Source organism: Cupriavidus oxalaticus, assembly GCF_016894385.1.
In the GTDB taxonomy this organism is placed as follows: Bacteria; Pseudomonadota; Gammaproteobacteria; order Burkholderiales; family Burkholderiaceae; genus Cupriavidus; species Cupriavidus oxalaticus.
The window spans coordinates 2,736,996-2,763,487 of sequence record NZ_CP069812.1 but is presented as its reverse complement, the minus strand read 5'-3'; the positions used below and the strand labels follow the sequence as shown (position 1 = coordinate 2,763,487).

Below are 26,492 nucleotides of genomic sequence, written 5' to 3'. Positions count from 1 at the left end.
TCAGATCCAGGGGAGCGGGTGCGCGGGACTGGCGTCCAGGCGCCGGCGCAGGATGCGTTCGAAATGGGTGGGATCGTGCGGCTGCAGCATGTCGGCTTCGCGCGGCAGGTAGAAATCCCACAGCCGCGACACCCAGAAGCGCAGCGCGCCGGCGCGCAGCATGTCCTGCCAGTGCGCGGCCTCGGTGCCGGTCAGCGGCCTGACCGCATGATAAGCCCGCAGCATTGCCTGCGCCCGCGCGTGGTCGAGTTCGCCGCTGGCCAGGTCGATGCACCAGTCGTTGACGGTGACCGCCAGGTCGAACAGCCACTTGTCGTTGCCGGCAAAGTAGAAATCGAAGAAGCCGCCGAGACGGTGGCGTCCGCTGCCGTCTTCCTCGAACAGCACGTTGTCGCGGAACAGGTCGCAGTGGCAGGGGCCTTCGCCCAGGCTGGCGTAGTCCGCGCTGGCGAAGAACGCGGCCTGATGGGCGATTTCCTGTTGCAGCAGCGCGCGCTGGCCGGCATCGAGGAAGGGCAGGACCTCGGGCTCGGTCTGCTGCCACCAGGCCAGGCTGCGCAGGTTGGGCTGGCGGCGCGGGTAGTCCTGGCCGGCCAGGTGCATGCGCGCCAGCATGTCGCCCACCTCGGCGCAGTGCTGCGCGTCCGGCGCCAGCTGCGAGGCGCCGGGCAGGCGCGTGACGATGGTGGCGGGCTTGCCCTTGAGCGGGCGCAGGATCTCGCCGTCGCGCGCGGGGATCGGCGCCGGCACGCGGATGCCGCGCTCGGCCAGGTGCGCCATCAGGTGCAGGTAATAGGGCAGCTGCGCGAACGACAGCCGCTCGAAGATGGTCAGCACGTACTGGCGTGCCTGGCCATCCTGCTCCATGGTAAGGAAGAAATTGCTGTTCTCGATGCCCGAGGCGATGCCGCGCAGTTCGCGCACTTCGCCAAGGTCGAAATCAAGCAGCCAGCTGGCGATCTCGTCCTGCGAGACCGTGGTGAATACGGCCATACTCGTTGTGTGAAGCGAATCGGAAAGCGGCGGCAAAACCAGGGCCGCCGCCGCGGCATGACTGCCGGAGGGCCGGCGCGGCCCGCTCACGCCGGGCCGTGGGTCAGCGTCCCGCCGCCGTTGCGGCAGGGCGCTTGCGTGGTCAGAACTTCAGGTTGACCGAGGGCACGCGGTTGACATCGTGCTCGCGGATCCGCGGCGAGCTGTCCTCCGGCTTGCTCATCTCGTACCTGGTGCCGAAGCCGGACTTGACCTGGATATCGGTAGCCCGGCCCTTGTCGCGGTACTCGCGCACCTGCGTGCCGTCGCGCTCGTTGAGCTGGAAGCTCGGCTGGCGCGGCTGGTTCAGCTGCGTCTTGGCTGCCGGCGCGATCGGCTGGTTGTTGATCTGGTTCAGTTCCTGCTGCGTCAGTGCGCTGCTTTCCTGGTTGCCCTGGGCCAGCACGGGCGCCGCCAGCGCGAATGCGGCGACGGCTGCGGCCACCAGGCGCAGGCCTGCGGGCAGGGGGTCTTCGGGCCGGGCAGAACGGCACGACCGGGTGGAACGGGAGGTCATCAGGGGCTCCTGTGCGGCGTCGCCGCGCCATAAGGGCAATAAGGGGCGGCGCCGCGGCATGCGGCGGTTGGCTGCAACCCGGCGGCGCCGGGCTTGGCAGAACGGACAGGTTCCATTCTAGCAATTCTGCCGTGCCCGGAGGCCGGCCCGTGCCCCGCGGCGCACCCGCGCAACGCCCGGTGTGCCGGACGCGTGGCTTGGGGCGGCGCGCTTACAGGTAGAACATCTCTTCCTTGGGCGGGATCGGCTTGTCGCCGCCACGGCGCTCGTAGTAGTCGTAGACCGCTTCGAGCACTTCATGCGGTTCGTCGACGATCTTCATCAGGTCGAGGTCGTGTTCGGCGATCAGGCCCATCGGCAGCAGCGTGAAGCGGAACCAGTCCAGCAGGCCCTTCCAGAAGCGGCTGCCGAACATGACCACCGGCACCGAGCGCGACTTGCCGGTCTGCACCAGCGTCAGCACCTCGGCCAGCTCGTCCAGCGTGCCGAAGCCGCCCGGCATCACGATGAACGCGTCCGAGTTCTTGACGAAGGTGACCTTGCGCGTGAAGAAGTGGCGGAAGCGCATGGCAATGTCCTGGTACGGATTGCCCTGCTGCTCGTGCGGCAGTTCGATGTTCAGGCCCACGCTGGCCGACTTGCCGGCGTGCGCGCCCTTGTTGGCCGCTTCCATGATGCCGGGGCCGCCGCCGGAGATGACGGCAAAGCCGGCATCGGAGAACAGCCGCGCGATCTCGATGGTGCGCTGGTAGTAGGGCGAATCCTCGCGCAGGCGCGCGCTGCCGTAGATCGACACGGCCGGGCGGATCTCCGAAAGGTACTCGGTCGCCTCGATGAACTCTGCCATAATCGTGAACATTTGCCACGATGCGCGCGCCTTCTTTGCGGTAGCGCGGTCTTCGTCGGCCAGCGCACGCAGGCTGGGGATCATCTTGCGCGGATTGGCGCGCGCGGCGGCGGCGGCGGCTTTTTCAGCTGCCACTTCGGGCGGATGGCCAGCGGCCGCAGCATCGGCCGCGGCAGCTACCGCCGCCGCGTGTTCGGAAGCGGCCTCCGGCGGGGGTTGTACGGTATCACCGGAGATATCGGAAACATCCGGATCAGCGAGGGGGGCGGTCGACGCACCGCCCGCAGCGGCACCAGTCAATTTTGAGTCCATGGGAATGTCGGATAGTCCAAAAACACTCTTGCTCGTCGACGGATCGAGCTATTTGTATCGCGCTTATCACGCACTGCCGGACCTGAGGAATGGAGAGGGTCTGCCCACAGGGGCAATCTACGGCATGATCAACATGCTGCGCAAGCTGCGCAACGATTACCCGGCAGAGTATAGCGCCTGCGTGTTCGACGCAAAGGGCAAGACCTTCCGCGACGACATGTATCCGGCCTACAAGGAACACCGCCCGTCCATGCCGGAAGACCTGGCCCGCCAGATCGAGCCGATCCACGAGGCCGTGCGCGCGCTGGGCTGGCCGATCGTGGTGGTGGACGGCGTCGAGGCCGACGACGTGATCGGCACGCTGTCGCGCCAGGCCACCGAGCAGGGCGTGCGTACGGTCGTATCCACCGGCGACAAGGACCTGGCGCAGCTGGTCAACGACCAGGTCACGCTGGTCAACACCATGAGCGGCGAAGTGCTCGATCCCCCGGGCGTGGCGGCCAAGTTCGGCGTGCCGCCCGAGCGCATCATCGACTACCTGTCGCTGATTGGCGATGCGGTCGACAACGTCCCCGGCGTGCCCAAGGTGGGTCCCAAGACCGCGGTCAAATGGCTGGCCGAGCATGGCTCGCTCGACGGCGTGATGGCCGCCGCGCCGGGCATGAAGGGCGTGGTCGGCGAGAACCTGCGCAACACGCTCGACTGGCTGCCGATGGCGCGCCGGCTGGTGACGGTCAAGACCGACTGCGACCTGAGCAAGTCCGTGGCTGACTTCCATGCGCTGCGCGAGACCGGCGAGGACAAGGACAAGCTGGTCGACTTCTTCCAGCGCTACGGCTTCAAGACCTGGCTGCGCGAAGCCACGGGCGAACGCTTGCCCGACGCGCGCGCGCAGGCCCGCGCCCGCGCGGCCGCGGCGCCGTCGCAGGGCGGCCTGTTCGATGCGCCGGCGGCAGCCGCAGGCAGTGCGGTCCAGGCAACAGAAGACAGTGCGCCGACCGAGATCCGCTACGAGACGGTCACCACCCAGGGCGTGCTGGACGACTGGATGCGGCGCATCGAGGCCGCGCCGCTGGTGGCGATCGATACCGAGACCGATTCGCTCGACCCGATGCAGGCGCAGCTGGTCGGCATCTCCTTGTCGGCGACGCCGGGCGAAGCCTGCTACATCCCCGTGGCGCACCGCGGCCCCGACGTGGCCGGCCTGCCCGAGCATGGCCAGCTCTCGCGCGAATTCGTGCTGGAGCGCATGCGCGCCTGGCTCGAGGACGCCAGCCGCCCCAAGCTCGGCCAGAACCTGAAATACGACATCCACGTCTTCGCCAACCACGGCGTGACGCTGCGCGGCGTGGCGCACGACACCATGCTGCAGAGCTACGTGCTGGCCTCGCACCGCAACCACGGCATGGACAGCCTGGCCGAGCGGCTGCTCAGCCTGAAGACCATCACCTACGAAGAAGTGTGCGGCAAGGGTGCCGGCCAGATCTGCTTCGACCAGATCGACCTGGCGCGCGCCACCGAGTACGCCGCCGAAGACGCCGACGTGACGCTGCGCCTGCACCGCAAGATGATGCCGCAGGTGGAAGCCGCCGCAGGGCTGCGCCGCGTGTACGAAGAGATCGAGATGCCGGTCTCGGTGGTGCTGCAGAAGATCGAGCGCAACGGCGTGCTGATCGACGCCGAACGCCTGGCCGCGCAGAGCGCCGAGCTGGGCCAGCGCATGCTGGCGCTGGAGCAGTCCGCCTACGAGGCCGCGGGCCAGCCGTTCAACCTGGGTTCGCCCAAGCAGATCGGCGAGATCCTGTTCAACCAGATGAAGCTGCCGGTGGTGAAGAAGACCGCCAGCGGCGCACCGTCGACCGACGAAGAGGTGCTGCAGAAGCTGGCCGAGGACTACCCGCTGCCCAAGCTGCTGCTCGACTACCGCGGCCTGGCCAAGCTCAAGTCCACCTACACCGACAAGCTGCCCAGGATGGTCAATGCGCGCACCGGCCGCGTGCACACCAGCTATGGGCAAGCGACCGCGGTGACGGGCCGGCTGGCATCGACCGACCCCAACCTGCAGAACATCCCGGTGCGCACCGAGGAAGGCCGCCGCATCCGCGAAGCCTTTATCGCCGAGCCGGGCAGCGTGATCGTGTCGGCCGACTACTCGCAGATCGAGCTGCGCATCATGGCCCATATCTCGGGCGACGAGAACCTGCTGCGCGCCTTCGCCAATGGCGAGGACATCCACCGCGCCACCGCCGCCGAGATCTTCGGCGTGGCGCGCGACGCGGTCAGCAGCGAGCAGCGCCGCTATGCCAAGGTCATCAACTTCGGCCTGATCTACGGCATGAGCGCGTTCGGGCTGGCCAGCAACCTGGGCATCGAGCGAGAGGCGGCCAAGCACTATATCGACCGCTACTTCATGCGCTACCCGGGCGTGGCGCACTACATGGAAGAAACCCGGCAGACCGCGCGCGAGCAAGGCTATGTCGAGACCGTGTTCGGCCGCCGGCTGTGGCTGCCGGATATCAACGGCGGCAGCGGCCCGCGCCGCCAGGCCGCCGAGCGTGCCGCCATCAACGCGCCGATGCAGGGCACGGCCGCCGACCTGATCAAGCTGTCGATGATCGCGGTGCAGGGCTGGCTGGAGCGCGACGGGCTGCAGACGCGCCAGATCATGCAGGTGCACGATGAACTGGTGCTGGAAGTGCCCGAGCATGAGCTGGAGCTGGTGAAGGCGCGCCTGCCGGAGCTGATGTGCACGGTGGCGCAGTTGCGCGTGCCGCTGGTGGCCGAGGTGGGCAGCGGCGCCAACTGGGAAGAAGCGCACTGAAGCCGCACTGAAGTTGAACTGACAACCTCCGCCCGCCGCTGCATGGTGGTATCGATTGAAGCGACTGCTGAGTCAGGCTATGCGGCTTGCCATGCATGCTGCAATGCAGCAGACTGTGGCCATGCCTCAGGCACGGATTTCACAATACGCATCGGGTAGACCATGACAGAAGCAAAGGCACACCGCATCGTTGTCGTCGGCGGCGGGGCAGGAGGGCTGGAACTGGTAACCAGGCTTGGCGACAAGCTTGGCAAGAAGGGAACGGCGCAAGTGGTCCTGGTGGACCGCCTGCCCACCCACATCTGGAAACCGCTGCTGCATGAGGTTGCCGCCGGCAGCATGGATCCGAACACGCACCAGCTCGAATACGCGGCGCAGGCGCGCTGGCATCACTTCGAGTTCCAGCAGGGCGAGCTGACCGGCATCGACCGCACGCGCAAGATCATCGCGGTATCGGCCTGCTACGACCAGGACGGTGCCGAACTGCTGCCCGCGCGCGAGCTGCCGTACGACACGCTGGTGCTGGCGATCGGCTGCGTCACCCATTTCTTCGGCGTGCCCGGCGCCGCCGAACATGCCATCGCGCTCGATACCGTGGCGCAGGCGGAACGCTTCCGCAAGCGCCTGATCGCCGCCTGCGTGCGCGCGCAGAACGGGCGCGGGCGCATGGGCGACGACGGCCGCCCGCGCGTGGACGTGGCCATCATCGGTGCCGGCGCCACCGGCGTCGAACTGTCGGCCGAACTGCGCAACACCGCGCATGTGCTCAGCGCCTATGGCCTGCACCGCCTCGACCCGCGCCGCGACGTGCGCATCCATGTGATCGAGGCCGGCCCGCGTATCCTGCCGGCGCTGTCGGAGCGCGTCTCGGCAGAGACCGCCAAGTTGCTGAAAAAGCTCGATGTCGATGTCTTTACCAGCGAGCGCGTCACCGAGGTCACGCCGCAGGCCGTGCTGACCGCCAGCGGCAAGACCATCGATGCCGACCTGACGGTGTGGGCCGCGGGCATTACCGCGCCGGCGGTGCTGGCCACGCTGGGGTTGCCGACCAGCCGCCAGGGCCAGATCGTGGTCGGCCCGACGCTGCAGAGCGAGGGCGATCCCGACATCTTCGCCTTCGGCGACTGTGCCAGCTGCCCGTGGCCGGAAAAGCAGGCCTCGGTGCCGCCGCGCGCGCAGGCGGCGCACCAGCAGGCGACCTTCCTCTACCAGGCGCTGTGTGCGCGGCTCGAAGGCAAGCCGCTGCCGTCGTTCACCTTCAAGGACTTCGGCTCGCTGGTGTCGCTGGGGCACTTCAGCGCGGTGGGCAGCCTGATGGGCGGGCTGATCGGCGGCTCGATGTTTATCGAAGGGCTGATGGCGCGGGTCATGTACACCTCGCTGTACCGGATGCACGTGATGGCGCTGCACGGCGCGGTCGGCATGGCGCTGGATACGGTGTCGCACTGGCTGCGCAGCAAGACCAGCCCGCGGGTGAAATTGCACTGAGGTGGCACTGAGGCGGCACTGAGGGGAATGTCGTGCAGGCATGAGCACGACGCGTCATGTCTGCTTAGAATCGGTGGCTGGCGATTTTTGGCGCGCCAGCCACCCACGTTCCTGGAGACATGCATGCTCAAACCTGAAGTGGAAAGCCTCGTCCCCGGCCAGACCTTCGACCGCCGCGGCTTCGTCAAGACCGCGCTCGGTTCCGCCTTTGCGGCCGCCGCGTTGCCGGTGATGGCCCAGCAAGCGATCAAGACCGATTTCGCCGGCCTGACCGCCGGCGAGGTCACGATTCCGTCCGGCGGCTTCAGCATGCCGGTCTACCGCGCCCAGCCGGAAGGCAAGAAGAACCTGCCGGTGGTGCTGGTCGTCAGCGAGATCTTTGGCGTGCACGAGTACATCGCCGATATCTGCCGGCGCTTCGCCAGGCTCGGCTACCTGGCGATCGCGCCCGAACTGTTCGCGCGCCAGGGCGACCCGCAGAGCTTCGGCTCCATCCAGGAACTGCAGCGCGAGGTGATCGCCAAGGTTCCGGACGCCCAGGTCATGGGCGACCTCGACGCCGCGGTGGCCTGGGCCGGCGCCAATGGCGGCGACGTGTCGCGGCTCGGCATCACCGGCTTTTGCTGGGGCGGCCGCATCACCTGGCTGTTCGCGGCGCACAGCCGGCAACTCAAGGCTGCCGTGGCCTGGTACGGCCAGCTGTCGCCGGAGCCGACGCCGCTCAAGCCGAAGAACCCGATCGACCTTGTCGGCCAGTTGCACGCGCCGGTGCTCGGCCTGTACGGTGGCAAGGACACCGGCATCCCGCTGGAGCATGTGGAGAAGATGAAGGCGGCGCTGGCGGCTTCGTCCGCCCCGGCCGCCAAGGCTTCGCGCTTTGTCGTCTATCCCGAGTCGGGCCACGCTTTTCACGCCGACTACCGGCCGAGCTACCGCGAGGCCGATGCCAGGGATGGCTGGCAGAAATGCCTGGCCTGGTTCAAGCAGCACGGCGTGGCGTGATCCTTTCGGGGTGACCCGGCCGACAGCAGGATTGCAAAGTCCCGGCGGATACGTACAATGCGGCCTTTGAGTTATTGCAACATTGTTGCGTTAGCCGCCCGGCGCAATGCGGGCGGAACGGCGTGGCTGCTGAACGGATGGCCGAAAGGCCGGCAGCGTCGCCACCTGGGAGCCCATCATCCATTCGACGCTTGTGTACATCCTGCTCGCCGCCACGATCTCGGGCGTGGGCAGCATCTTCGGGGCGGCGCTGCTGTCGCTGACGGTGGCGTCGCGCGTGGTCGAGCGCATGGTGAGCTTCTCGGTGGGCGTGCTGCTTGCCACCGCGCTGCTGCATTCGCTGCCGGAGGCGTTCGAGTCCGGCGCCGACCCGCGCGCGCTGTTCGGCACGCTGCTGGCGGGGCTGCTGGGCTTTTTCCTGCTGGAGAAGATCTCGCTGCTGCGCCACTCGCACCACCACGAGGGCGACGGGCACCACCACCACCACGGCCATGACCGCGAAGAAGCGGGGCGCAGCGGCCTGACCATCCTGGTGGGCGATACCTTCCACAACTTTGCCGACGGCATCGTGATCGCCGCGGCCTTCCTGGCCGACCCGCATATCGGCGTGGTCACTGCGCTGGCGATCGCCGCGCACGAGATCCCGCAGGAAGTGGGCGACTTCATCGTGCTGCTCAACGCCGGCTTCTCCAAGGCGCGCGCCTTCGCTTTCAACCTGCTGTCGAGCGTGGCGGCCATCGCCGGCGGCCTGGTCGGGTATTTCCTGCTCGACGAGATGAGCGGCTGGATTCCTTACGTGCTGGTGATCGCCGCCAGCAGCTTCCTCTATATCGCCGTCAGCGACCTGATGCCGCAGATGCAGCGCAAGCCGCGCTGGCGCGAGTCGGCGATCCAGGTGGTGCTGGTGGCCGCGGGGATTTCGGCGATCGTCTTTATCACCAACGGCGTGCACGAGCGGCACGGCCACGGGCACGGCGGCGCCGCGCCGGTGGCAACGTCACACTCACACTGAGCCGGAGCGCCAGGTCGGGGTCGTCAGGTGGCGGTCGCCACCGGGCGCGCCGGGTCGGCGCACCATTCGCTCCACGAGCCCGGGTAGAGCGCCGCGCCGCCCAGGCCGGCCGCTTCCAGCGCCAGCAGGTTGTGGCACGCCGTGACGCCGGAACCGCACTGCATCACCGTCTGCGCGGACGCATGCCGGCCCAGCACTGCGCCAAATTCCGCGCGCAGTGTTTCCGGCGACTTGAAGCGGCCCTCGGCGTCGAGGTTGTCCTTGAAGAAGCGGTTGACCGCGCCCGGGATATGGCCGCCGACCGGATCCAGCGTTTCGTTTTCGCCGCGGAAGCGGTCGGGCGCGCGCGCGTCGACCACCAGCAGCGCGGCGCGGTCGAGGTTGTCGAGCAGGGCGGCCGCATCCACCGTTGGCACCAGCGACTCGCGGCGCGAAATCTTGCCGGGAAACTCCGGCTCCGGGGTGGCCTCATGCTCCAGCGGCATGCCGGCCTTGACCCAGGCGTCCTTGCCGCCATCCAGCACCGCGACCTCGTCATGGCCGATCCAGCGCAGCAGCCACCACAGGCGCGCGGCGAACATGCCGCCCTGCGCGTCGTAGGCCACCACCGGGGTGTCGTCTTCCACGCCCAGCGCCTGCAGCCGTGCGACGAAGTCGTCGGCGTCGGGCAGCGGGTGGCGGCCGTTGCTGCCGGTCTTGCGGCCCGATAGTTCGTTGTCCAGGTGCAGGTAGAACGCGCCTGGCAGGTGGCCGGCGTAGTACGCCTCGCGCCCGGCGGCGGGGCTGGCCAGGTCGAAGCTGCAGTCGATCACGACGCAGCGGCCGTTGCCGGCCAGCAGCGCCTGCAGTGCGGTGACGGAAATCAGCGGTTTCTGCATGGGAATCCTGAATCCTGTAGCGAGCGAAGGGAATGAGAGCATGTTGGATTGCTGCACCTCGGGATGCTACACCTCGGGATGCACCTCGGCCTCCGGCGACTTGACCGGGGTGGCCGGCGTCGGCTTGGCGTCGGTGCCCTGGCGGGCGCGCATCAGCGTGGTGGCGATGCCGCTGGCGATGATCAGCCCCATGCCCAGCCACGACAGCCAGTTGAGCTGGTCGGACCAGATCAGCATGCCCCAGACACTGGAAAAGACGATGCCGGCATATTGCAGGTTGGCGGTCAGCAGGGTGTTGCCACGCTTGTAGGCGCGCGTCATCGCGGTCTGGCCCAGCGTCGCCAGGATGCCGATGGCCAGCAGCAGGCCCACGCCATACCAGGTATGCGGGCTGACGCCGCTGATCAGCATCCACGCCAGGCCGGCGATCATGCCGACCAGCGAGAAATAGAACACGATGCGGCCCTCGGGCTCGCCCAGCTGGCCGAGCTGGCGAACCTCGACATAGGCCAGTGCGGTAAAGACCCCGGAGATCAGGCCGACCAGGCCGCCGGTCAGCTGGTCCTTGCCGACCGAGGGCTGCAGCAGGCAGATCACGCCGGCGAAGGACAGCAGGATCGCCAGCACCAGGCGCCGGTCGGCATTGCCGGCGGTGCCGGCCAGGGCGGCGCTGGCGCCGAGGATCAGCGCGATCCACACCGGCGACATGTAGTTCAGCGTCATCGCGGTCGCCAGCGGCAGCAGCGTGATCGAGGTGAACCACAGCATCAGCGCGGTGACGCCGAAGACGCTGCGCTTGATATGCGACAGCATGTACGGGGTGCGCACCGGCACGCCGCGCGACGACAGCAGCGCCCACATGATGACCACGCTGATCAGGCCGCGGTAGAACACGATCTCGCCGGTGGTGTACAGGTCGGATGCCAGCTTGACGCCCACCCCCATCAACGAGAACGAGAAGGCGGCGAACAGCATCCAGAGCGATTGCATGGTGGGGGCGGAGCGTGGAGTGGCGTGGTATTGCGGGGGACTTGCGAAAGGCACGGACGGCGGCGCCGCGCGGCATTGCGGAGCAATGATTCTATCAGCGCACATCGGGCCAAAAAGCAAAACGGACCGCCGCGGCAGTCCGTGATGGCGCAAGCCGTGCGGTTATCGCACTAGCCCTGGTATGACATGGCGCGGCGATACCACTCGTGGAAGTGCTGCATGCCATCTTCCATCGGCGACTGGTACGGCCCGACCTCGCTGGTGCCGCGCTTCATCAGCGCCAGCCGGCCGGCGTCCATGCGCTCGGCGATCTCGTCGTCCTCGATGCAGGTTTCCATATAGGCGGCGCGCTCGGCCTCGACGAACTCGCGCTCGAACAGCGCGATTTCCTCGGGGTAGTAGAACTCCACCACATTGCGGGTCTTGCGCGGACCGAGCGGGTGCAGCGTCGAGATCACCAGCACGTTCGGGTACCACTCCACCATGATGTTGGGGTAGTAGGTCAGCCAGATCGCGCCGTGCTTGGGCAGCACGCCATTGTTGAAGCGCAGCACCGCGTCGTGCCATTTCTGGTACGTCGGGCTGCCGGGGCGCTTCAGGCCGGCATGCAGGCCCACGGTCTGCACGCTGTGCCATTCGCCGAACTCCCACTTCAGGTCGTCGCACGAGACAAAGCTGCCGAGCCCCGGGTGGAACGGCACGACGTGGTAGTCCTCCAGGTAGACCTCGATGAAGGTCTTCCAGTTGTAATCACAGTCGTGCACCTCGACGTGGTCGAGCATGTAGCCGTCGAAGTTCAGGTCCTGCGCCACGCCCAGCCTGGCCAGGTCGGCGCGCACGTCGCGCTTGCCGTCGAACAGCAGGCCGTTCCAGTTCTGCAGCGGCGAGCGCTTCAGGTGCAGGCACGGCTGCTGGTCGAAATGCGGCGCGCCGAGCAGTTCGCCCTTGAGGTCGTAGGTCCAGCGGTGCAGGGGGCAGACGATATTCTGCTTGTTGCCGCGGCCATTGAGCATGATGGCCTGGCGGTGGCGGCACACGTTGGACATCAGCTCGACACCGGCGGCGTTGCGCACCAGCATGCGCCCCTCGTCCTCGGCCTTGAGCGTGTGGTAGTCGCCGACCTCGGGAACCATCAGTTCGTGGCCGACGTAGCCCGGACCTTGCCTGAACAGCAGTTCCAGTTCTTGTTGATGCAGCGTTTCGTCGAAGTAGACGCCGACGGGCAGTTGCGTATCAGCCGGCGCCAGCTTGAGCGCGGTGCTGAGATTGGACATTATCCCCACTCCCAGATGAACAGGTGAAAGCAGTGAACAACCCAACCATCGAAAATTGAATCGATTTGGGAAACACGGCCGCGGGTTGGAAGCATTCCATCGGACCCCTGCGGCGAACGGGGGATTGTACCCGACCCAAAAAGTTAAGGGACTGATTTTTTTGCCTTTTTAGCGAAAAAGTCGACCCGGGTCGTCATCGGGGTGCCGTACCGGGCGCATTCGGAAAGACGACCCGAGCGCACAAGTCACATATGTCCCGGAGGCACTCCGTCGCCACCCCGTTGCTGTCCGCTCGCGCATGCTCAAGGATGGGGCAAGCGCCGGCTTTGGCGTAAAATCCGGGCTTCCCCATCCGGGTTTTCCCCCGGCGCCATATTTTCAGGGCCCTACATGCCAAAGACGACGACCGCTGCGGTCCAGACCGAAGACACCACCACGGCCTCCGCGCCGCCCGCTTCCTATGAAGCGGCGATGGCCGAGCTCGAGACCCTGGTGGCCAGCATGGAGAGCGGCGAATTGCCGCTCGAGGCATCGCTGGCGGCCTACCGCCGGGGTGCCGAGCTGGTGCGCTACTGCCAGCAGAAGCTGGAGCGCGTCGAGCAGCAGGTCAGGGTGCTGGAAGGCGAGGTGCTGAAGCCGCTCGCCGGCGAAGGCAACGGCGCCAACGATGCGCAGGGAGTACAGGGGGGAGAGGAGGCATGACCGATTTCGCCCAGTGGATGCAGGCGCAGGGCGCCCGTACCGAAGCCGCGCTGCAGGCAGTGTTGCCCGATGCCAACACCGTGCCACATACGCTGCACGAAGCCATGCGCTATGCTGCACTGAGCGGCGGCAAGCGCGTGCGGCCGCTGCTGGTGCACGCTGCCGGCGAGGTCAGCGGGGCCGATCCCGCGGCCTGCGATGCCGCGGCCTGCGCGGTGGAGATGATCCATGCCTACTCGCTGGTCCACGACGACATGCCGTGCATGGACGACGATGACCTGCGCCGCGGCCGGCCTACCGTGCACAAGGCCTACGACGAGGCCACCGCGCTGCTGGTGGGAGATGCGCTGCAGACCCAGGCCTTTGTCGTGCTGGCCGGCGCCGAAGTACTGCCCACCATGGCAAGGCTGAAGCTGGTGGCCGAGCTGGCGCAGGCATCGGGTTCGACCGGCATGGCCGGCGGCCAGGCGATCGACCTGCAGAACGTGGGCCGCGCCATGACGCGCGACGCGCTCGAGGCCATGCACCGGATGAAGACCGGTGCGCTGCTGCGGGCCAGCGTGCGCATGGGCGCGCTGTGTGGCGAAATCGACGCCAGCGGGCTGGCCGCGCTGGACAAGTATGCGGCGGCGGTGGGATTGGCGTTCCAGGTGGTTGACGATATTCTGGACGTCACCGCGGATACCGCCACGCTGGGCAAGACCGCCGGCAAGGACGCCGCGCACGACAAGCCGACCTACGTGTCGCTGATGGGGCTGGCAGCGGCGCGCGACCTGGCCGGGGCGTTGCGCACCGAGGCACATGCGGCGCTGGCCGGCTTCGGCAGCCGCGCGGCCCGCCTGGCCGGCCTGGCGGACCTGATCGTGCTGCGCACACACTGAAATGACGAGCCGGACGAAAGAAACCGGCGGCCGAACGGAAATCATGACCTACGCACTCCTCAAGAAGATCGACGCCCCCGCAGACCTGCGCAAGCTGGACCGGCGCGAGCTACAGACGCTGGCCGAAGAGCTGCGCGCCTACGTGCTGGAATCGGTCTCGCAGACCGGCGGGCACCTCTCTTCGAACCTCGGCACGGTCGAACTGACCATCGCGCTGCATTACGTCTTCAACACTCCCGATGACCGGCTGGTGTGGGACGTGGGCCACCAGAGCTACCCGCACAAGATCCTGACCGGACGCCGCGAGCGCATGGGCACGCTGCGCCAGTGGGGCGGCATCTCGGGCTTCCCGCGCCGCAGCGAGAGCAAGTACGACACCTTCGGCACCGCGCATTCGTCGACCTCGATCTCGGCCGCGCTGGGCATGGCGCTGGGCGCGCGCACGCTGGGCGAAAAACGCGTCTCGGTGGCGGTGATCGGCGACGGCGCCATGACCGCGGGCATGGCCTTCGAGGCGCTGAACAACGCCGGCGTGTACAAGGACCTGCCGCTGGTGGTGGTGCTCAACGACAACGACATGTCGATCTCGCCGCCGGTGGGCGCGCTCAACCGCCATCTGGCCCGGCTGCTGAGCGGCCAGTTCTATGCCGCCACCAAGAAGGGCATCGAGAAGGTGCTGTCGGTGGCGCCGCCGGTGCTGGAATTCGCCAAGCGCTTCGAGGAACACGCCAAGGGCATGATGGTGCCGGCGACGCTGTTCGAGGAATTCGGCTTCAACTACATCGGCCCGATCGACGGCCATGACCTGAACTCGCTGGTGCCCACGCTGCAGAATATCCGCGAGCGCGCGCTGGAAGGCGCCGGCCCGCAGTTCCTGCACGTGGTGACCAAGAAGGGGCAGGGCTACAAGCTGGCCGAGGCCGACCCGATCCTGTACCACGGCCCGGGCAAGTTCAACCCGGCCGAGGGCATCCGCCCGGCCGCCAAGCCGGCGCGCAAGACGTATACGCAGGTGTTCGGCGAATGGCTGTGCGACATGGCCGCCGCCGACAAGCGCCTGGTCGGCATTACCCCGGCGATGCGCGAAGGCTCGGGCATGGTCGAGTTCGAGAGGCGCTTCCCGGACCGCTACTACGACGTCGGCATCGCCGAGCAGCACGCGGTGACCTTCGCCGGCGGCCTGGCCTGCGAGGGCCTGAAGCCGGTGGTGGCGATCTACTCCACCTTCCTGCAGCGCGGCTATGACCAGCTGATCCACGACGTGGCGCTGCAGGGCCTGCCGGTGGTGTTCGCGCTGGACCGCGCCGGTCTGGTCGGCGCAGACGGCGCCACCCATGCGGGTGCCTACGATATCGCTTACCTGCGCTGCATCCCCAACATGATGGTGATGACGCCGTCGGACGAGAACGAGTGCCGCCAGCTGCTGACCACGGCGTTCCACCAGGCTTGCCCGACCGCGGTGCGCTATCCGCGCGGCTCCGGCCCGGGCGCGGCGATCGCCGCCGAACTGGCCGGCGTGCCGGTCGGCAAGGGCGTGGTGCGCCGCGAAGGCGCTGCGCGCGCCGGCCAGCGGGTCGGCTTCCTGGCCTTCGGCTCGATGCTGCATCCGGCCCTGGGCGCGGCCGAGGCGCTGGATGCGAGCGTTGCCGACATGCGCTTCGTCAAGCCGCTCGATGTGGAGCTGGTCAAGCGGCTGGCCGCCGGGAACGACTTCCTGGTCACGGTGGAAGAGGGCAGCGTGATGGGCGGCGCGGGCAGCGCCGTGCTTGAGGCGCTGGCCGAAGCCGGCATCGATATCCCGGTGCTGGTGCTGGGCCTGCCCGACCGCTTCGTCGACCATGGCGACCCGGCCTACCTGCTGCAGCAGTGCGGGCTCGACGCGGCCGGCATCGAGCGCTCGGTGCGGCAGCGCTTCGGCCTGGACCAGCCCAAGGTTACTGTCGCTTCGCGCGTGGCCTGACCACGTTCGGCGTGTTCCGGCGTGATCCCGGCGGGTGGCCGGGATCACCCGCGCCGGGCAAGGGGATTCGGCCCTCGGCAACGAGTGCGCCCGAATTCCCTTAAACTCCCCCTTTTTGTGTTCGCAGCTGCGGGTCGGCGCGCCTTGTGCCGGGGCCCGTGGTTTCACACTCGTTGCGCGGCATGGATGGACTGCGAAAATGCCGCGACCGTAAGGGTCAGCGCCGTCCCCTGGCGCAGCCCTGGAGGAAACCGTTAGATGAATGACATCAATCCCGCCTTCGTGATGCCCGACGTCCAGTCGAGCCTCGACACCCGCCAGATCCCCATCCAGCGTGTCGGTGTCAAGGGCGTGCGATATCCCGTGACCCTGAAGACCCCGGCCGGCATCGTGCCGAGCGTGGGTACCTTCAATCTCGACGTGCACCTGCCGGCGGACCAGAAGGGCACGCATATGTCGCGCTTCGTCGCGCTGCTGGAAGAAGAGCGCGCGCCGCTGGAACTGGCCAGCTTCCGCCTGCTGCTCGACAAGATGCTGGAAAAGCTGGAAGCCGAGGCGGGCCGCATCGAGGTCACCTTCCCGTACTTCATCAGCAAGATCGCGCCGGTGTCGGGCGTGCAGTCGCTGCTGGACTACGAGGTCACGCTGACCGGCGAAGTGCGCAACGGCCAGGCGCGCGTGTTCCTGAAGGCGATGGTGCCGGTGACCAGCCTGTGCCCGTGCTCGAAGAAGATCTCGCAGTATGGCGCGCATAACCAGCGCTCGCACATCACGATGGACGTGGAACTGGCCGGAGAACTGCCGGTGGAAGCGCTGGTGCGGATGGCCGAGGAAGAGGCATCGTGCGAACTGTGGGGGCTGCTCAAGCGCCCCGACGAGAAGTTCGTCACCGAGCGTGCGTACGAGAACCCCAAGTTCGTCGAGGACCTGGTGCGCGATATCGCGATGCGGCTGAATGCGGATGACCGCATCGTGGCCTATGTGCTGGAGGCCGAGAACTTCGAGTCGATCCACAACCACAGCGCGTATGCGGTGATCGAGCGGGACAAGCGGGTGAGCTGATCCTGTTGGTCGCTGAAATAGCAAAAGCCACCGCATGCGGTGGCTTTTTCCTTGGCGAGAGAGCCGTCAGGCTGCGGACGGCAGCCGGATATCCGCCAGGTCCCACCTCGGCGTCACGCCATAGCCATACTCGCGCCGCGCCAGCTCAGGCGCCGCCTGCAACCGCATCGCGCCGGCAAACGCGATCATCGCGCCGTTATCGGTGCAGAACGCCAGGTCCGGATAATAGACTTCAACCTTGCGCTGCTTGCCGAGCAGGTCCAGCCGCTCACGCAACTGCCGGTTGGCGCCGACGCCGCCGGCCACCACCAGCCGCTTGTGGCCGGTCTGCTTCAGCGCGGCGAACGACTTGGCCGCCAGCACATCGACGATCGCATCGACAAAGGCCCGCGCCAGGTTGGCCCGGTCCTGCTCGCAGGTATTGGACAGCTTGCGGGTTTGCGTCAGCACCGCGGTCTTCAGCCCGGCGAAGGAAAAATCGAGATTGCCCGAATGCAGCATCGGCCGCGGCAGCGCGAACGCGCCCGGCGTGCCGAACTCGGCCAGCCGCGACACTTCCGGCCCGCCAGGGTAGCCCAGGCCGAGCAGCTTGGCGGTCTTGTCGAAGGCCTCGCCCGCGGCATCGTCCAGCGTCTCGCCCAGCAGCGTGTAGTCGCCGACGCCGCGCACATCCATCAGTTGGGTATGTCCGCCGGACACCAGCAGCGCCACGAACGGGAACGGCGGCGGCTCGCGCGTCAGCAGCGGCGACAGCAGGTGGCCCTCCAGGTGGTGCACGCCGACCATCGGCACGTTCAGCGCGAAGCCCAGTGCATTGGCCACCGAGGCGCCGACCAGCAGCGCGCCGGCAAGGCCCGGCCCCTGGGTGAAGGCGATGGCGTCGATGTCCCGGCGGGTGCGGCCGGCGTCGGCCAGCACCTGCTCGAGCAGCGGCAGCACACGGCGGATATGGTCGCGCGAGGCGAGTTCGGGGACTACGCCACCGTAGTCGCGGTGCATGGCGATCTGCGAATGCAGGGCATGCGCCAGCAGGCCGGCCTCGGTGTCGTAGAGGGCCAGCCCGGTTTCGTCGCAGGAAGATTCGATGCCGAGGACAAGCATGGGAAAGAAGCCGAACGCCGCCGAAAAAGGCGAAACGGACGTTGAAACAACAGGTTGCAGGAAGCGCGCAGGGTAGCACAGCGGGGCGCCGCGCGCTTTTCGCTACAATCTGCCCTTTCTTGAGCGGTGGCAACAGATGGATTGGCGAGGCGAGCAATGAGCGGGGCGACGGGAACCCGGACGGGCCGGTACGACGTGGCCGTGCTGGGCGCGGGCGCGGCCGGCATGATGTGCGCCGCCGTCGCCGGCCAGAACGGCGCCAGCGTGGTGCTGGTCGATCACGCCACCAGGCTGGCCGAGAAGATCCGCATCTCCGGCGGCGGCCGCTGCAATTTCACCAACCTGCAGGCGGGACCAACCAACTACCTGTCGTCCAATCCGCACTTTTGCCGTTCGGCGCTGGCGCGCTATACCCCGCAGGACTTCCTCGACCTGATGCGCCGCCACGGCATCGCCTGGCATGAAAAGCATCGCGGCCAGCTGTTCTGCAATGACAGCGCGGAGGACGTGATCGCCATGCTGCGCGCCGAATGCGACACCGGCCGCGTACGCTGGCAGACCGGCTGTGCGGTGGCGGAAGTCCGCCGCGAGGGCGATGACTTCGTGTTGCTGACCTCCACCGGCATGATCCGCGCCGGCGCACTGGTGGTGGCGAGCGGCGGGCTGTCGATCCCGAAGATCGGCGCCACCGACTTCGGCTACCGCATCGCCCGCCAGTTCGGGCTGGGCATCGTCGAAACCCGGCCGGCGCTGGTGCCGCTGACCTTCGACGGCAAGGACTGGGCCCCGTTCGCGCCGCTGGCCGGGGTGTCGCTGGAAGTGGATGTCGCCACCGGCAACGGCAAGGCGGCCGGCGCGTTCCGCGAAGACCTGCTGTGGACCCACCGCGGGCTGTCCGGGCCGGCGGTGCTGCAGATCTCGAGCTACTGGAAGCCGGGCACGCCGATCGCCATCGACCTGTTCGACGGCGAAGACGCCGCGGCATGGCTGCTGGAGCAGAAAAGCGGCAGCCGCAAGCACCTTGGCAACCTGCTGGCGCAGCGGCTGCCGGCGCGGCTGGCCGATGCATGGTGCGCGGCCGCCGGCGTCGATGCCGCCATGCCGCTGCACGATGTCACGGACAAGGGCCTGCGCAAGCTTGGCGCATCGCTCAACGACTGGCGCATCGTGCCGTCGGGTACCGAAGGCTACCGCAAGGCCGAAGTGACGATCGGCGGCGTCGATACGCGCGCCCTGTCCTCGACCACGATGATGGCGCGGGAGGTGCCAGGGCTCTACTTCATTGGCGAGGTGGTGGACGTGACCGGCTGGCTGGGCGGCTACAACTTCCAGTGGGCCTGGGCGTCCGCCGTCGCGGCAGGCAAGGCGGTGGCGGAGGCCAGCCGCAGCGCGGCCGCCGGGCAGTCAGTGGCCTGATCCCGGTTTGGCTGAGCCCCGGACGTCGCTTTTTCAGTGTGTGTTGAGCGCCACTTCGGCGCTCCGGGCTTGGTGATACAATCGAGAACTTCGTAAAGCCGCTATCCCGAAAATCGAAGCTGTACCGAACCGGGCCTCGCGCTTGCACCAACCCGCTGTGGCGCACGCTTCGGCGGGTTTTTGCGTTATTGGCCTTGCAGCGAGCGGCTCTTGCCACCACCTGTGAGTGTCCGCCCACTTTCTGGAAGATCACGATGTCCCTCAAAGCCCGTATCAGCGAAGACATGAAGAACGCCATGCGTGCCCGCGAAACGGAGCGCCTCGGCACCATCCGACTGCTGCTGGCCGCGATCAAGCAGCGCGAGGTCGATGAGCGCACGGAGCTTGACGATACCGCCGTGCTGGCCGTGGTCGAGAAGCTCATCAAGCAGCGCAAGGACTCGATCTCCCAGTTCCAGCAGGCTGGCCGCAACGATCTGGCCGACAAGGAACTGGCCGAAGTCGAGGTGCTGAAGGTCTATATGCCCGCCGCGCTGTCCGAGGCGGAAGTCGCCGCCGAGGTCCAACTGGCGGTTGCCGCCACCGGGGCGGCCGGCCCGCAGGACATGGGCAAGGTCATGGGCGTGCTCAAGGGCAAGCTCGCCGGCCGTGCCGACATGACCGCCGTGTCGGCGCTGGTCAAGGCCGCGCTAGCTCCGAAGTAAATGCTGATTTAATCAGTTATGAGTATGATGCGCGCCGAATCCCTGGGGTTCGGCGTAGATGCACGGAGTTGATAACATTGCGGGCAGCCTGGACGCGCTGCACTACAATATTCCGATAAGCAACCGGGCGTCGTACCGGTCACGCATTCCTAGAAATTGCCTCCCGTCGCGGGACGGCCAAGCCTCAGGACGGTCAGTCGGGTGATTCCGCAATCCTTTATTCAGGACCTGCTCAACCGTGTCGACATTGTCGATGTGGTGGGCAAGTATGTGCAGCTGAAGAAGGGCGGCGCGAATTTCATGGGGCTGTGCCCCTTCCATAACGAGAAATCGCCATCTTTCACGGTCTCGCCGACCAAGCAGTTCTACCACTGCTTCGGCTGCGGCGCGCATGGCTCGGCCATCGGTTTCCTGATGGAATATTCCGGGCAGTCCTACCCGGAGGCGGTGCGTGAGCTCGCCCAGTCGGTCGGCATGACCGTGCCGGAAGAGCGCGACCGCCTGCCGCCGGGCCAGCGCGCCGAGCAGCAGTCGCGCTCGGTGGCGCTGTCAGACGCCATGTCCCGCGCGACCGACTTCTACCGCCGCCAGCTGCGCACCGCGCCGCAGGCGATCCAGTACCTGAAGGGGCGCGGGCTGACCGGCGAGATCGCCGCGCAGTTCGGCCTGGGCTATGCGCCAGACGACTGGCAAGGGCTGGAAGCGGTGTTCGGCAGCTATCGCGACGACAATATCGCCGCACCGCTGGTCGAGGCCGGCCTGCTGATCGAAAGCGACAAGCGCGACCCCGACGGCAAGCCGCGGCGCTATGACCGCTTTCGCGACCGCATCATGTTCCCCATCCGCAACACCAAGGGGGCCGTGATCGGCTTTGGCGGCCGCGTGATGGGGCAGGGCGAGCCCAAGTACCTGAACTCGCCCGAAACCCCGCTGTTCAGCAAGGGGACCGAACTCTACGGGCTGTTCGAGGCGCGCCATGCCATCCGGGAAACCGGCTACGTATTGGTGGTCGAAGGGTATATGGACGTCGTGGCACTGGCCCAGCTCGGTTTTGCCAATGCCGTCGCTACCTTAGGCACGGCGTGCACCCCCGTGCACGTGCAGAAGTTGCTGCGCCAGACCGACGCCGTGGTGTTCTCGTTCGATGGCGATGCCGCCGGCCGCCGTGCGGCGCGGCGGGCACTCGAAGCCTGCCTGCCGCATGTGGCGGACAACAAGACCATCCGCTTCCTGTTCCTGCCGGCCGAGCACGATCCGGACAGCTATGTGCGTGAAGAGGGCACCGAGGCCTTTGCCACGCAGGTGCGCAACGCCATGCCGCTGTCGCGCTTCCTGCTGCAGTCGGTGACCGAGGAGCTTGACCTGCGCCAGCCAGAGGGTCGCGCCCGCGCCCAGTACGAGGCCAAGCCGCTGCTGCAGGCGATGCCGGCTGGCGGCCTGCGGCTACAGATTGTGCGCGAACTTGCCGATGCTACGGGTACGACACCTGCCGAGATCGAGGCCATCTGCGGCCTGCGCAGCGATCCGGCCCGGGTGGGCCGTTTCGAGAAGCCGCGCCCGCGGGCAAGGCGGCAGGCGCCGACGGGCCTGGAGCAGCGCGTGATCCAGCTGCTGATGTGCTATCCGGCGCTGTCGGCGCGGCTCGATGACGACGCGCGTGCCCTGCTGCTGGATGGCGAGGGCGGCATGGGGGCAGAGAGCGAAGTGCTGACTCACCTCGTGTCAGCGTGCGACGGCCTGCAGGGCGAGGTGAATTTCGCGGCATTCAGCGAGCACCTTGCCCAGTCGCCGTACGCCGAGATGTATGCTGCCGCGCGCACCGCCGTGCTGAAGGAAGAGATTGAAGAGGCGCCTGCCACGCAGGAGTTCGATGCCGCCATCACCAAGCTGCTGGCCGAGCCGTTGCGGCGCGAACTCGACATGCTTCAGGCTGAAGTGGTGGCGGGGACCGCCGATGAGGCGGCCAAGCAGCGCATGCGCTGGCTGGTGGGCGAGATCCACCGGCGGCGTCAACTTGGCTGAAGCGCCATGGTGCAACGGCTATCAACCTGGAGGCAGTATCAGGCGTTGGATGAGGGGCCAGGCCGGCATCGCCGAGCTTAAGCCTTGATTTTTCAGGTGAAAACCTCACCTGACAGGAAGCCGGCTATCCGTGGCGTGCTACAATAGCCGGTTTGGATTGCGAAATCTTTCTTCCCAGTTCTGGTGAAAGTGAGCGTGCCAATGGCAAAGGCCAAAGCAACCGAAAAGGTTACAACGAAGGCTCCCCAATCAGGGAGCGGCAAGGCGTCTGCAAAAACGACGGCGGCGAAGACATCGACCGCGCCAGTCAGGACACCAGCCCGGTCTGCGCCATCCAAGTCAGTGCGTAGCGCGCAAGCGCCCGCCGTGACCACTCCTGCCAGGACTCGCACATCCAAGGAAACACAGGCCTCGACTTCGGCACGCGAGGGCGCCAGTACGAGCGGCAAGGTTGCCGTGTCTGCACCAGTGAAAGGCAAGAGTATCACCGTGGCGAAACAGCAGAAGACCGAAGTCGAGAGCAAGCGAGCGGCAGCAGCCGGCGCCAGGAGCGGAGCCGCCAAGGCGGACAGCACCGCGACGGCATCCAAGGCGCGCACCGCGACCCCTGCATCCGTTGCATCCGAGCGTCCCGCTGCCCCGGCAATCAAGCCGGAGCCGAAAAAGCGCGGCCGCAAGCCAAAGGCCGAGATGCAGCACGACGACAGCACAACAGACGACGTGACTGAAGAGTTTTACGAGAACGACGTGCGCGCCGCGACGCCCGCGGCCGCGCCGAAGACCGAGAAGCAGAAGGCCAAGGACCGCAAGGCCAAGGAAAAGGCCCTGCTCAAGGAGTTCGCCTCGACCCAGCAGGGGACCGAAGAGGAGCTCGAACTGCGTCGCCAGAAGCTCAAGGCGCTGATCAAGCTCGGCAAGTCGCGCGGCTACCTGACCTACGCGGAAATCAACGATCACCTGCCGGACGACATGGTCGATTCGGAAACGATCGACACGCTGGTCGCGACGCTGAACGACATCGGCATCGCTGTCTACGAACAGGCGCCGGATGCCGAGACGCTGCTGCTCAACGACAACGCGCCGTCCGCCACCAGCGAGGAAGAAGCCGAGGAGGAGGCCGAGGCGGCCCTGTCCACGGTGGATTCGGAGTTCGGCCGCACCACCGACCCGGTGCGCATGTACATGCGCGAAATGGGCACGGTCGAGCTGCTGACCCGCGAGGGCGAGATCGAGATTGCCAAGCGCATCGAAGCCGGCCTGAAGGACATGGTGATGGCGATCTCGGCCTGCCCGGTCACCATCTCCGAGATCCTGGCCCACGCCGAGCGCGTGGCCAACGACGAGATCAAGATCGACGAGTTCGTCGACGGCCTGATCGACCCGAACGCCGACGAAGCCCCTGAAGCACCCGCGGCCCCGGCCGCGGCGTCCGACGACGACGAGGAAGGTGACGAGGAAGGCGACGAGGAAGGCGACGAGGACGATGACGACGAAGGCGATGCCGGCGCCGGCGCCTCCGCTCGCCAGCTGGAAGAGCTGAAGCAGAACGCGCTGGAGAAATTCCGCGTGATCGCCGAGCAGTTCGACAAGATGCGCCGTGCCTTCGAGAAGGAGGGCTACAAGTCCAAGCCTTACGTCAAGGCGCAGGAAGCCATCCAGGCCGAACTGATGGGCATCCGCTTCACCGCCCGCAATGTCGAGCGCCTGTGCGACACGCTGCGCGGCCAGGTGGACGAAGTGCGCAAGCTCGAGCGCTCGATCCTGAATATCGTGGTCGACAAGTGCGGCATGCCGCGCTCGGAATTCGTCGCCCGTTTCCCGGGCAACGAGACCAACCTCGAGTGGATCAGCACCGTGGTGGCCGACGGCAAGGGCTACAGCGCCATCGTCGAGCGCAACGTGCCGGCCGTGCATGAACTCCAGCAGAAGCTGATCGACCTGCAGTCGCGCGTGGTGCTGCCGCTGAAGGAGCTGAAGGGCGTCAACCGCAAGATGGCCGAGGGCGAGCGTCGTGCCCGCGAAGCCAAGCGCGAGATGACCGAGGCCAACCTGCGCCTGGTGATTTCGATCGCCAAGAAGTACACCAACCGCGGCCTGCAGTTCCTCGACCTGATCCAGGAAGGCAACATCGGCCTGATGAAGGCGGTGGACAAGTTCGAATACCGCCGCGGCTACAAGTTCTCGACGTACGCGACGTGGTGGATCCGCCAGGCCATCACGCGCTCGATCGCCGACCAGGCACGCACCATCCGCATTCCGGTGCACATGATCGAGACGATCAACAAGATGAACCGCATCTCGCGCCAGATCCTGCAGGAAACCGGCAATGAGCCGGATCCGGCAACGCTGGCCGAGAAGATGGAGATGCCGGAAGACAAGATCCGCAAGATCATGAAGATCGCCAAGGAACCGATCTCCATGGAAACGCCGATCGGTGACGACGACGACTCCCATCTGGGTGACTTCATCGAGGACACCAACACGCTGGCCCCGGCCGAAGCGGCGCTGCACGGCTCCATGCGCGACGTCGTCAAGGACGTGCTGGACTCGCTGACGCCGCGCGAAGCCAAGGTGCTGCGCATGCGCTTCGGCATTGAAATGAGCACCGACCATACGCTGGAGGAGGTCGGCAAGCAGTTCGACGTCACGCGTGAACGGATCCGCCAGATCGAGGCCAAGGCACTGCGCAAGCTGCGCCACCCGAGCCGCTCCGACAAGCTGAAGAGTTTCCTGGAAGGCAACTAAACGCTTCCAAGGGCCTCTAGCTCATGCCTGGTTAGAGCAGCGGACTCATAATCCGTTGGTGCCGTGTTCGACTCACGGGAGGCCCACCAATGCTGCAAAAAGGGGTTACGGTGAACGCCGTAACCCCTTTTTGCTTTCGCGGGTTACTTCCAGAACCCCACATGTGGCAACGCCGCCTCGTTCTCCAGTCCAGCCCCGGTCCGAACACCTCTACCTGCCGCTGACTGCGGGCAAGCACCTGGAACTTTGGCCCTCATAACGACGGCCTAAGGTATTCGGACGCGACCCGTTCGCACCCGTTCAACCCGAAGAGGAGTCAGATCCATGTCCTATATCGACGGATTCTTGCTGGCCGTGCCGCAGGCCAATCGCGAAACCTACCGCCAGGTGGCGCAGAAGGCCGCGGCGGTGTTCAAGGAGTACGGCGCGCTGAAGGTGGTGGAATGCTGGGGCGATGACGTGCCGGAGGGGAAGGTGACGTCCTTCACCATGGCGGTCAAGCGCAAGGATGATGAGGCGGTGGTGTTCTCCTGGATCGTGTGGCCGTCAAAGGAGAAGCGCGACACCGGCATGAAGGCGGCGATGGAAGACCCGCGCCTGAAGGAAGGGATGGACCCGATGCCGTTCGATGGCCAGCGGATGATCTACGGCGGCTTCGAGGTGATTGTCGACGAGTAACGCCGGGGCAACCAACACCGCGCCGGCGTGGCGGCGCGGTGTCCGGGCAGGTTCAGATCAGATCAGGTGGAAGACCATGCTTAGGGCGATCGCGCCGCCCACGGTTTCCACTGCTGCGAGGGCGAGAAGGTTCTTCAGTACGAATGCGTCTTCTTTTTTCGTCACCATGGTCTGTCTCCCGGTCATTGGAACCTCTTGGTGCTTCATCGACTGCGGCGATACGCCGCGTTGGCGATGCCCTGTCAATGTGATACCAGTAGACCGCATGCGCGGCGTGACGGGAAGCTGGCGGAAACCCGCTCGGAGAAAACCCCGATTCCAGGCCAGGCGAGTGCGGGTGATGATCGACAGGCTCTGCGGGTGACGTCAGAGCCGCCGTCCGGCGCTATGTTGCGGGCCGTACATAAACCCACATTTGGGTGATGTGGTCCTCGGCGCGATCAGACAAGATCACGGCGTGGGTAATCGAAAGGTTGCTCCGCTACCACTCAGGCCCCGCTGCCCTCCCCGGCACGCGGGGCTTTTTCCGTTGCGGCAACCTCGACGCGCAGCAGCTGGCGTGGCTCTTCGCGGGCCACCAGCACCACCGACTCGGCATCGAGCACCCCTCGACCAGTGGGGCAACGGCATCCGCGGCGATTGAGTCACCTGGATGCCGTGCTGGCGGTCCGGCGGATCCCCTGTCAGGCCGCCTGCCGGGCAGGCGGGGCCGGCTGGCTCGCCGGCCGCGGCGGCAAGGGCAGGGCGGCGGCGAGGCCAAGGAACTGGCTCGAAGTGCGCAGGAATTGCTGGCAGGTCTGGCGGAATTGCTCGAAGTCCATATTGGTCTCGGTGGTCGAAGGTGGCGTCCGCGCGGCCGGTTCGGGCTCGCCTTGTCTACGGTGCCGCCGGCATCATCCATCGTCGATGTGACAGCTTCTTTAAAACGCCCCAGCGTGGCCGCACCCCGTCGCGGCGCCCGCACGCCCGCGCCGTGCTGGTCACTGTGCGGGCAGAAATGCTAAAATTTAAGTCTTTGATTCTCTTGGTCAAAAGCCGCAAGCCCGAT

At 66.7% G+C, this 26,492-nt stretch carries 22 protein-coding genes and 1 tRNA gene; 14 read left to right on the top strand and 9 right to left on the bottom strand.

Going from position 1 to position 26,492, the window contains the following annotated elements; genetic code table 11:
* The 3 genes from JTE92_RS25180 to JTE92_RS25170 form a co-directional block, all read right to left on the bottom strand.
* Complete coding sequence (locus JTE92_RS25180; RefSeq protein WP_063241744.1) at window positions 1–993, bottom strand: homoserine kinase; 993 nt, start codon at window positions 991–993, stop codon at window positions 1–3.
* 142 nt (window positions 994–1,135) lie between these two features.
* Window positions 1,136–1,549, bottom strand: coding sequence for a hypothetical protein (locus tag JTE92_RS25175; protein ID WP_063241745.1), 414 nt, complete (start codon window positions 1,547–1,549; stop codon window positions 1,136–1,138).
* 211 nt (window positions 1,550–1,760) lie between these two features.
* Window positions 1,761–2,708, bottom strand: coding sequence for an LOG family protein (locus tag JTE92_RS25170; protein ID WP_232353319.1), 948 nt, complete (start codon window positions 2,706–2,708; stop codon window positions 1,761–1,763).
* Window positions 2,709–2,712: 4 nt separating this feature from the next.
* Here JTE92_RS25170 and polA point away from each other — a divergent pair, with 4 nt between their 5' ends.
* From polA to JTE92_RS25150, 4 genes are all read left to right on the top strand, one after another.
* Entirely contained in the window at window positions 2,713–5,529 is a 2,817-nt protein-coding gene (gene polA / locus JTE92_RS25165) for a DNA polymerase I (protein WP_063241746.1), read from the top strand.
* 162 nt (window positions 5,530–5,691) lie between these two features.
* A complete protein-coding gene (locus tag JTE92_RS25160; RefSeq protein WP_063241747.1) occupies window positions 5,692–7,017 on the top strand; it encodes an NAD(P)/FAD-dependent oxidoreductase in 1,326 nt (441 codons plus the stop codon).
* Between the two features lie 123 nt (window positions 7,018–7,140).
* Window positions 7,141–8,019, top strand: a complete 879-nt coding sequence (locus tag JTE92_RS25155; protein ID WP_063241748.1) for a dienelactone hydrolase family protein — start codon at window positions 7,141–7,143, stop codon at window positions 8,017–8,019.
* Window positions 8,020–8,212: 193 nt separating this feature from the next.
* Entirely contained in the window at window positions 8,213–9,031 is an 819-nt protein-coding gene (locus JTE92_RS25150; protein WP_232353318.1) for a ZIP family metal transporter, read from the top strand.
* A gap of 23 nt (window positions 9,032–9,054) precedes the next feature.
* Here the strand turns inward: JTE92_RS25150 and JTE92_RS25145 are convergent, their stop codons facing one another.
* The 3 genes from JTE92_RS25145 to JTE92_RS25135 form a co-directional block, all read right to left on the bottom strand.
* A complete protein-coding gene (locus JTE92_RS25145; RefSeq protein ID WP_063241750.1) occupies window positions 9,055–9,909 on the bottom strand; it encodes a sulfurtransferase in 855 nt (284 codons plus the stop codon).
* A gap of 66 nt (window positions 9,910–9,975) precedes the next feature.
* Window positions 9,976–10,899, bottom strand: a complete 924-nt coding sequence (locus tag JTE92_RS25140; RefSeq protein ID WP_063241751.1) for a DMT family transporter — start codon at window positions 10,897–10,899, stop codon at window positions 9,976–9,978.
* A gap of 170 nt (window positions 10,900–11,069) precedes the next feature.
* Window positions 11,070–12,173 (bottom strand): aromatic ring-hydroxylating oxygenase subunit alpha, encoded by a 1,104-nt coding sequence (locus JTE92_RS25135; protein WP_063241752.1) that lies wholly within the window; start codon window positions 12,171–12,173, stop codon window positions 11,070–11,072.
* A gap of 390 nt (window positions 12,174–12,563) precedes the next feature.
* On the opposite strand from JTE92_RS25135, the gene JTE92_RS25130 reads away from it, so the two are divergent.
* From JTE92_RS25130 to folE2, 4 genes are all read left to right on the top strand, one after another.
* Complete coding sequence (locus JTE92_RS25130) at window positions 12,564–12,875, top strand: exodeoxyribonuclease VII small subunit (RefSeq protein ID WP_063241753.1); 312 nt, start codon at window positions 12,564–12,566, stop codon at window positions 12,873–12,875.
* A complete protein-coding gene (locus JTE92_RS25125; RefSeq protein WP_063241754.1) occupies window positions 12,872–13,756 on the top strand; it encodes a polyprenyl synthetase family protein in 885 nt (294 codons plus the stop codon). Before JTE92_RS25130 ends, JTE92_RS25125 begins: the two co-directional genes overlap by 4 nt.
* A 43-nt stretch (window positions 13,757–13,799) precedes the next feature.
* Window positions 13,800–15,716, top strand: a complete 1,917-nt coding sequence (dxs, locus tag JTE92_RS25120; protein ID WP_063241755.1) for a 1-deoxy-D-xylulose-5-phosphate synthase — start codon at window positions 13,800–13,802, stop codon at window positions 15,714–15,716.
* A 258-nt stretch (window positions 15,717–15,974) separates the two neighbouring features.
* The gene (gene folE2, locus JTE92_RS25115; protein ID WP_063241756.1) at window positions 15,975–16,778 is read left to right on the top strand and encodes a GTP cyclohydrolase FolE2; all 804 of its coding nucleotides are present in this window, start codon (window positions 15,975–15,977) and stop codon (window positions 16,776–16,778) included.
* A 66-nt stretch (window positions 16,779–16,844) separates the two neighbouring features.
* On the opposite strand, the gene tsaD is transcribed toward folE2, so the two are convergent.
* On the bottom strand, window positions 16,845–17,879 hold the full coding sequence (gene tsaD, locus JTE92_RS25110) for a tRNA (adenosine(37)-N6)-threonylcarbamoyltransferase complex transferase subunit TsaD (protein ID WP_063241757.1): 1,035 nt from the start codon (window positions 17,877–17,879) through the stop codon (window positions 16,845–16,847).
* Between the two features lie 156 nt (window positions 17,880–18,035).
* On the opposite strand from tsaD, the gene JTE92_RS25105 reads away from it, so the two are divergent.
* The 3 genes from JTE92_RS25105 to dnaG all read left to right on the top strand — a co-directional run bounded on the left by JTE92_RS25105 (window position 18,036) and on the right by dnaG (window position 22,021).
* Entirely contained in the window at window positions 18,036–19,295 is a 1,260-nt protein-coding gene (locus JTE92_RS25105) for a BaiN/RdsA family NAD(P)/FAD-dependent oxidoreductase (protein ID WP_063241758.1), read from the top strand.
* 254 nt (window positions 19,296–19,549) lie between these two features.
* On the top strand, window positions 19,550–19,999 hold the full coding sequence (locus JTE92_RS25100) for a GatB/YqeY domain-containing protein (RefSeq protein WP_063241759.1): 450 nt from the start codon (window positions 19,550–19,552) through the stop codon (window positions 19,997–19,999).
* 201 nt (window positions 20,000–20,200) lie between these two features.
* Window positions 20,201–22,021 carry a DNA primase gene (dnaG, locus tag JTE92_RS25095; RefSeq protein ID WP_063241760.1) on the top strand — a complete coding sequence of 607 codons (1,821 nt, stop codon included), beginning with the start codon at window positions 20,201–20,203 and terminating at the stop codon, window positions 22,019–22,021.
* Window positions 22,022–22,113: 92 nt separating this feature from the next.
* Here dnaG and JTE92_RS25090 read toward each other — a convergent pair whose 3' ends face one another.
* The gene (locus JTE92_RS25090) at window positions 22,114–22,500 is read right to left on the bottom strand and encodes a hypothetical protein (RefSeq protein WP_232353317.1); all 387 of its coding nucleotides are present in this window, start codon (window positions 22,498–22,500) and stop codon (window positions 22,114–22,116) included.
* Here JTE92_RS25090 and rpoD point away from each other — a divergent pair.
* The 3 genes from rpoD to JTE92_RS25075 all read left to right on the top strand — a co-directional run bounded on the left by rpoD (window position 22,490) and on the right by JTE92_RS25075 (window position 25,444).
* A complete protein-coding gene (gene rpoD, locus JTE92_RS25085) occupies window positions 22,490–24,766 on the top strand; it encodes an RNA polymerase sigma factor RpoD (protein ID WP_063241762.1) in 2,277 nt (758 codons plus the stop codon). The two genes, JTE92_RS25090 and rpoD, sit on opposite strands and share 11 nt — an antisense overlap.
* 10 nt (window positions 24,767–24,776) lie before the next feature.
* Window positions 24,777–24,855, top strand: a tRNA-Ile gene (locus JTE92_RS25080).
* Window positions 24,856–25,090: 235 nt separating this feature from the next.
* Window positions 25,091–25,444, top strand: coding sequence for a DUF1428 domain-containing protein (locus JTE92_RS25075; protein WP_063241763.1), 354 nt, complete (start codon window positions 25,091–25,093; stop codon window positions 25,442–25,444).
* Between the two features lie 683 nt (window positions 25,445–26,127).
* Here the strand turns inward: JTE92_RS25075 and JTE92_RS25070 are convergent.
* Window positions 26,128–26,265, bottom strand: coding sequence for a hypothetical protein (locus JTE92_RS25070; RefSeq protein WP_167525713.1), 138 nt, complete (start codon window positions 26,263–26,265; stop codon window positions 26,128–26,130).
* Window positions 26,266–26,492: the final 227 nt, after the last annotated feature.

Coding starts and splice junctions, on each gene's coding strand:
- JTE92_RS25180 (WP_063241744.1), bottom strand. CDS start 993: ATGGCCGTATTCACCACGGTCTCGCAGGACGAGATCGCCAGCTGGCTG.
- JTE92_RS25175 (WP_063241745.1), bottom strand. CDS start 1,549: ATGACCTCCCGTTCCACCCGGTCGTGCCGTTCTGCCCGGCCCGAAGAC.
- JTE92_RS25170 (WP_232353319.1), bottom strand. CDS start 2,708: ATGGACTCAAAATTGACTGGTGCCGCTGCGGGCGGTGCGTCGACCGCC.
- polA (WP_063241746.1), top strand. CDS start 2,713: ATGTCGGATAGTCCAAAAACACTCTTGCTCGTCGACGGATCGAGCTAT.
- JTE92_RS25160 (WP_063241747.1), top strand. CDS start 5,692: ATGACAGAAGCAAAGGCACACCGCATCGTTGTCGTCGGCGGCGGGGCA.
- JTE92_RS25155 (WP_063241748.1), top strand. CDS start 7,141: ATGCTCAAACCTGAAGTGGAAAGCCTCGTCCCCGGCCAGACCTTCGAC.
- JTE92_RS25145 (WP_063241750.1), bottom strand. CDS start 9,909: ATGCAGAAACCGCTGATTTCCGTCACCGCACTGCAGGCGCTGCTGGCC.
- JTE92_RS25140 (WP_063241751.1), bottom strand. CDS start 10,899: ATGCAATCGCTCTGGATGCTGTTCGCCGCCTTCTCGTTCTCGTTGATG.
- JTE92_RS25135 (WP_063241752.1), bottom strand. CDS start 12,173: ATGTCCAATCTCAGCACCGCGCTCAAGCTGGCGCCGGCTGATACGCAA.
- JTE92_RS25130 (WP_063241753.1), top strand. CDS start 12,564: ATGCCAAAGACGACGACCGCTGCGGTCCAGACCGAAGACACCACCACG.
- JTE92_RS25125 (WP_063241754.1), top strand. CDS start 12,872: ATGACCGATTTCGCCCAGTGGATGCAGGCGCAGGGCGCCCGTACCGAA.
- dxs (WP_063241755.1), top strand. CDS start 13,800: ATGACCTACGCACTCCTCAAGAAGATCGACGCCCCCGCAGACCTGCGC.
- folE2 (WP_063241756.1), top strand. CDS start 15,975: ATGAATGACATCAATCCCGCCTTCGTGATGCCCGACGTCCAGTCGAGC.
- tsaD (WP_063241757.1), bottom strand. CDS start 17,879: ATGCTTGTCCTCGGCATCGAATCTTCCTGCGACGAAACCGGGCTGGCC.
- JTE92_RS25105 (WP_063241758.1), top strand. CDS start 18,036: ATGAGCGGGGCGACGGGAACCCGGACGGGCCGGTACGACGTGGCCGTG.
- JTE92_RS25100 (WP_063241759.1), top strand. CDS start 19,550: ATGTCCCTCAAAGCCCGTATCAGCGAAGACATGAAGAACGCCATGCGT.
- JTE92_RS25075 (WP_063241763.1), top strand. CDS start 25,091: ATGTCCTATATCGACGGATTCTTGCTGGCCGTGCCGCAGGCCAATCGC.
- JTE92_RS25070 (WP_167525713.1), bottom strand. CDS start 26,265: ATGGACTTCGAGCAATTCCGCCAGACCTGCCAGCAATTCCTGCGCACT.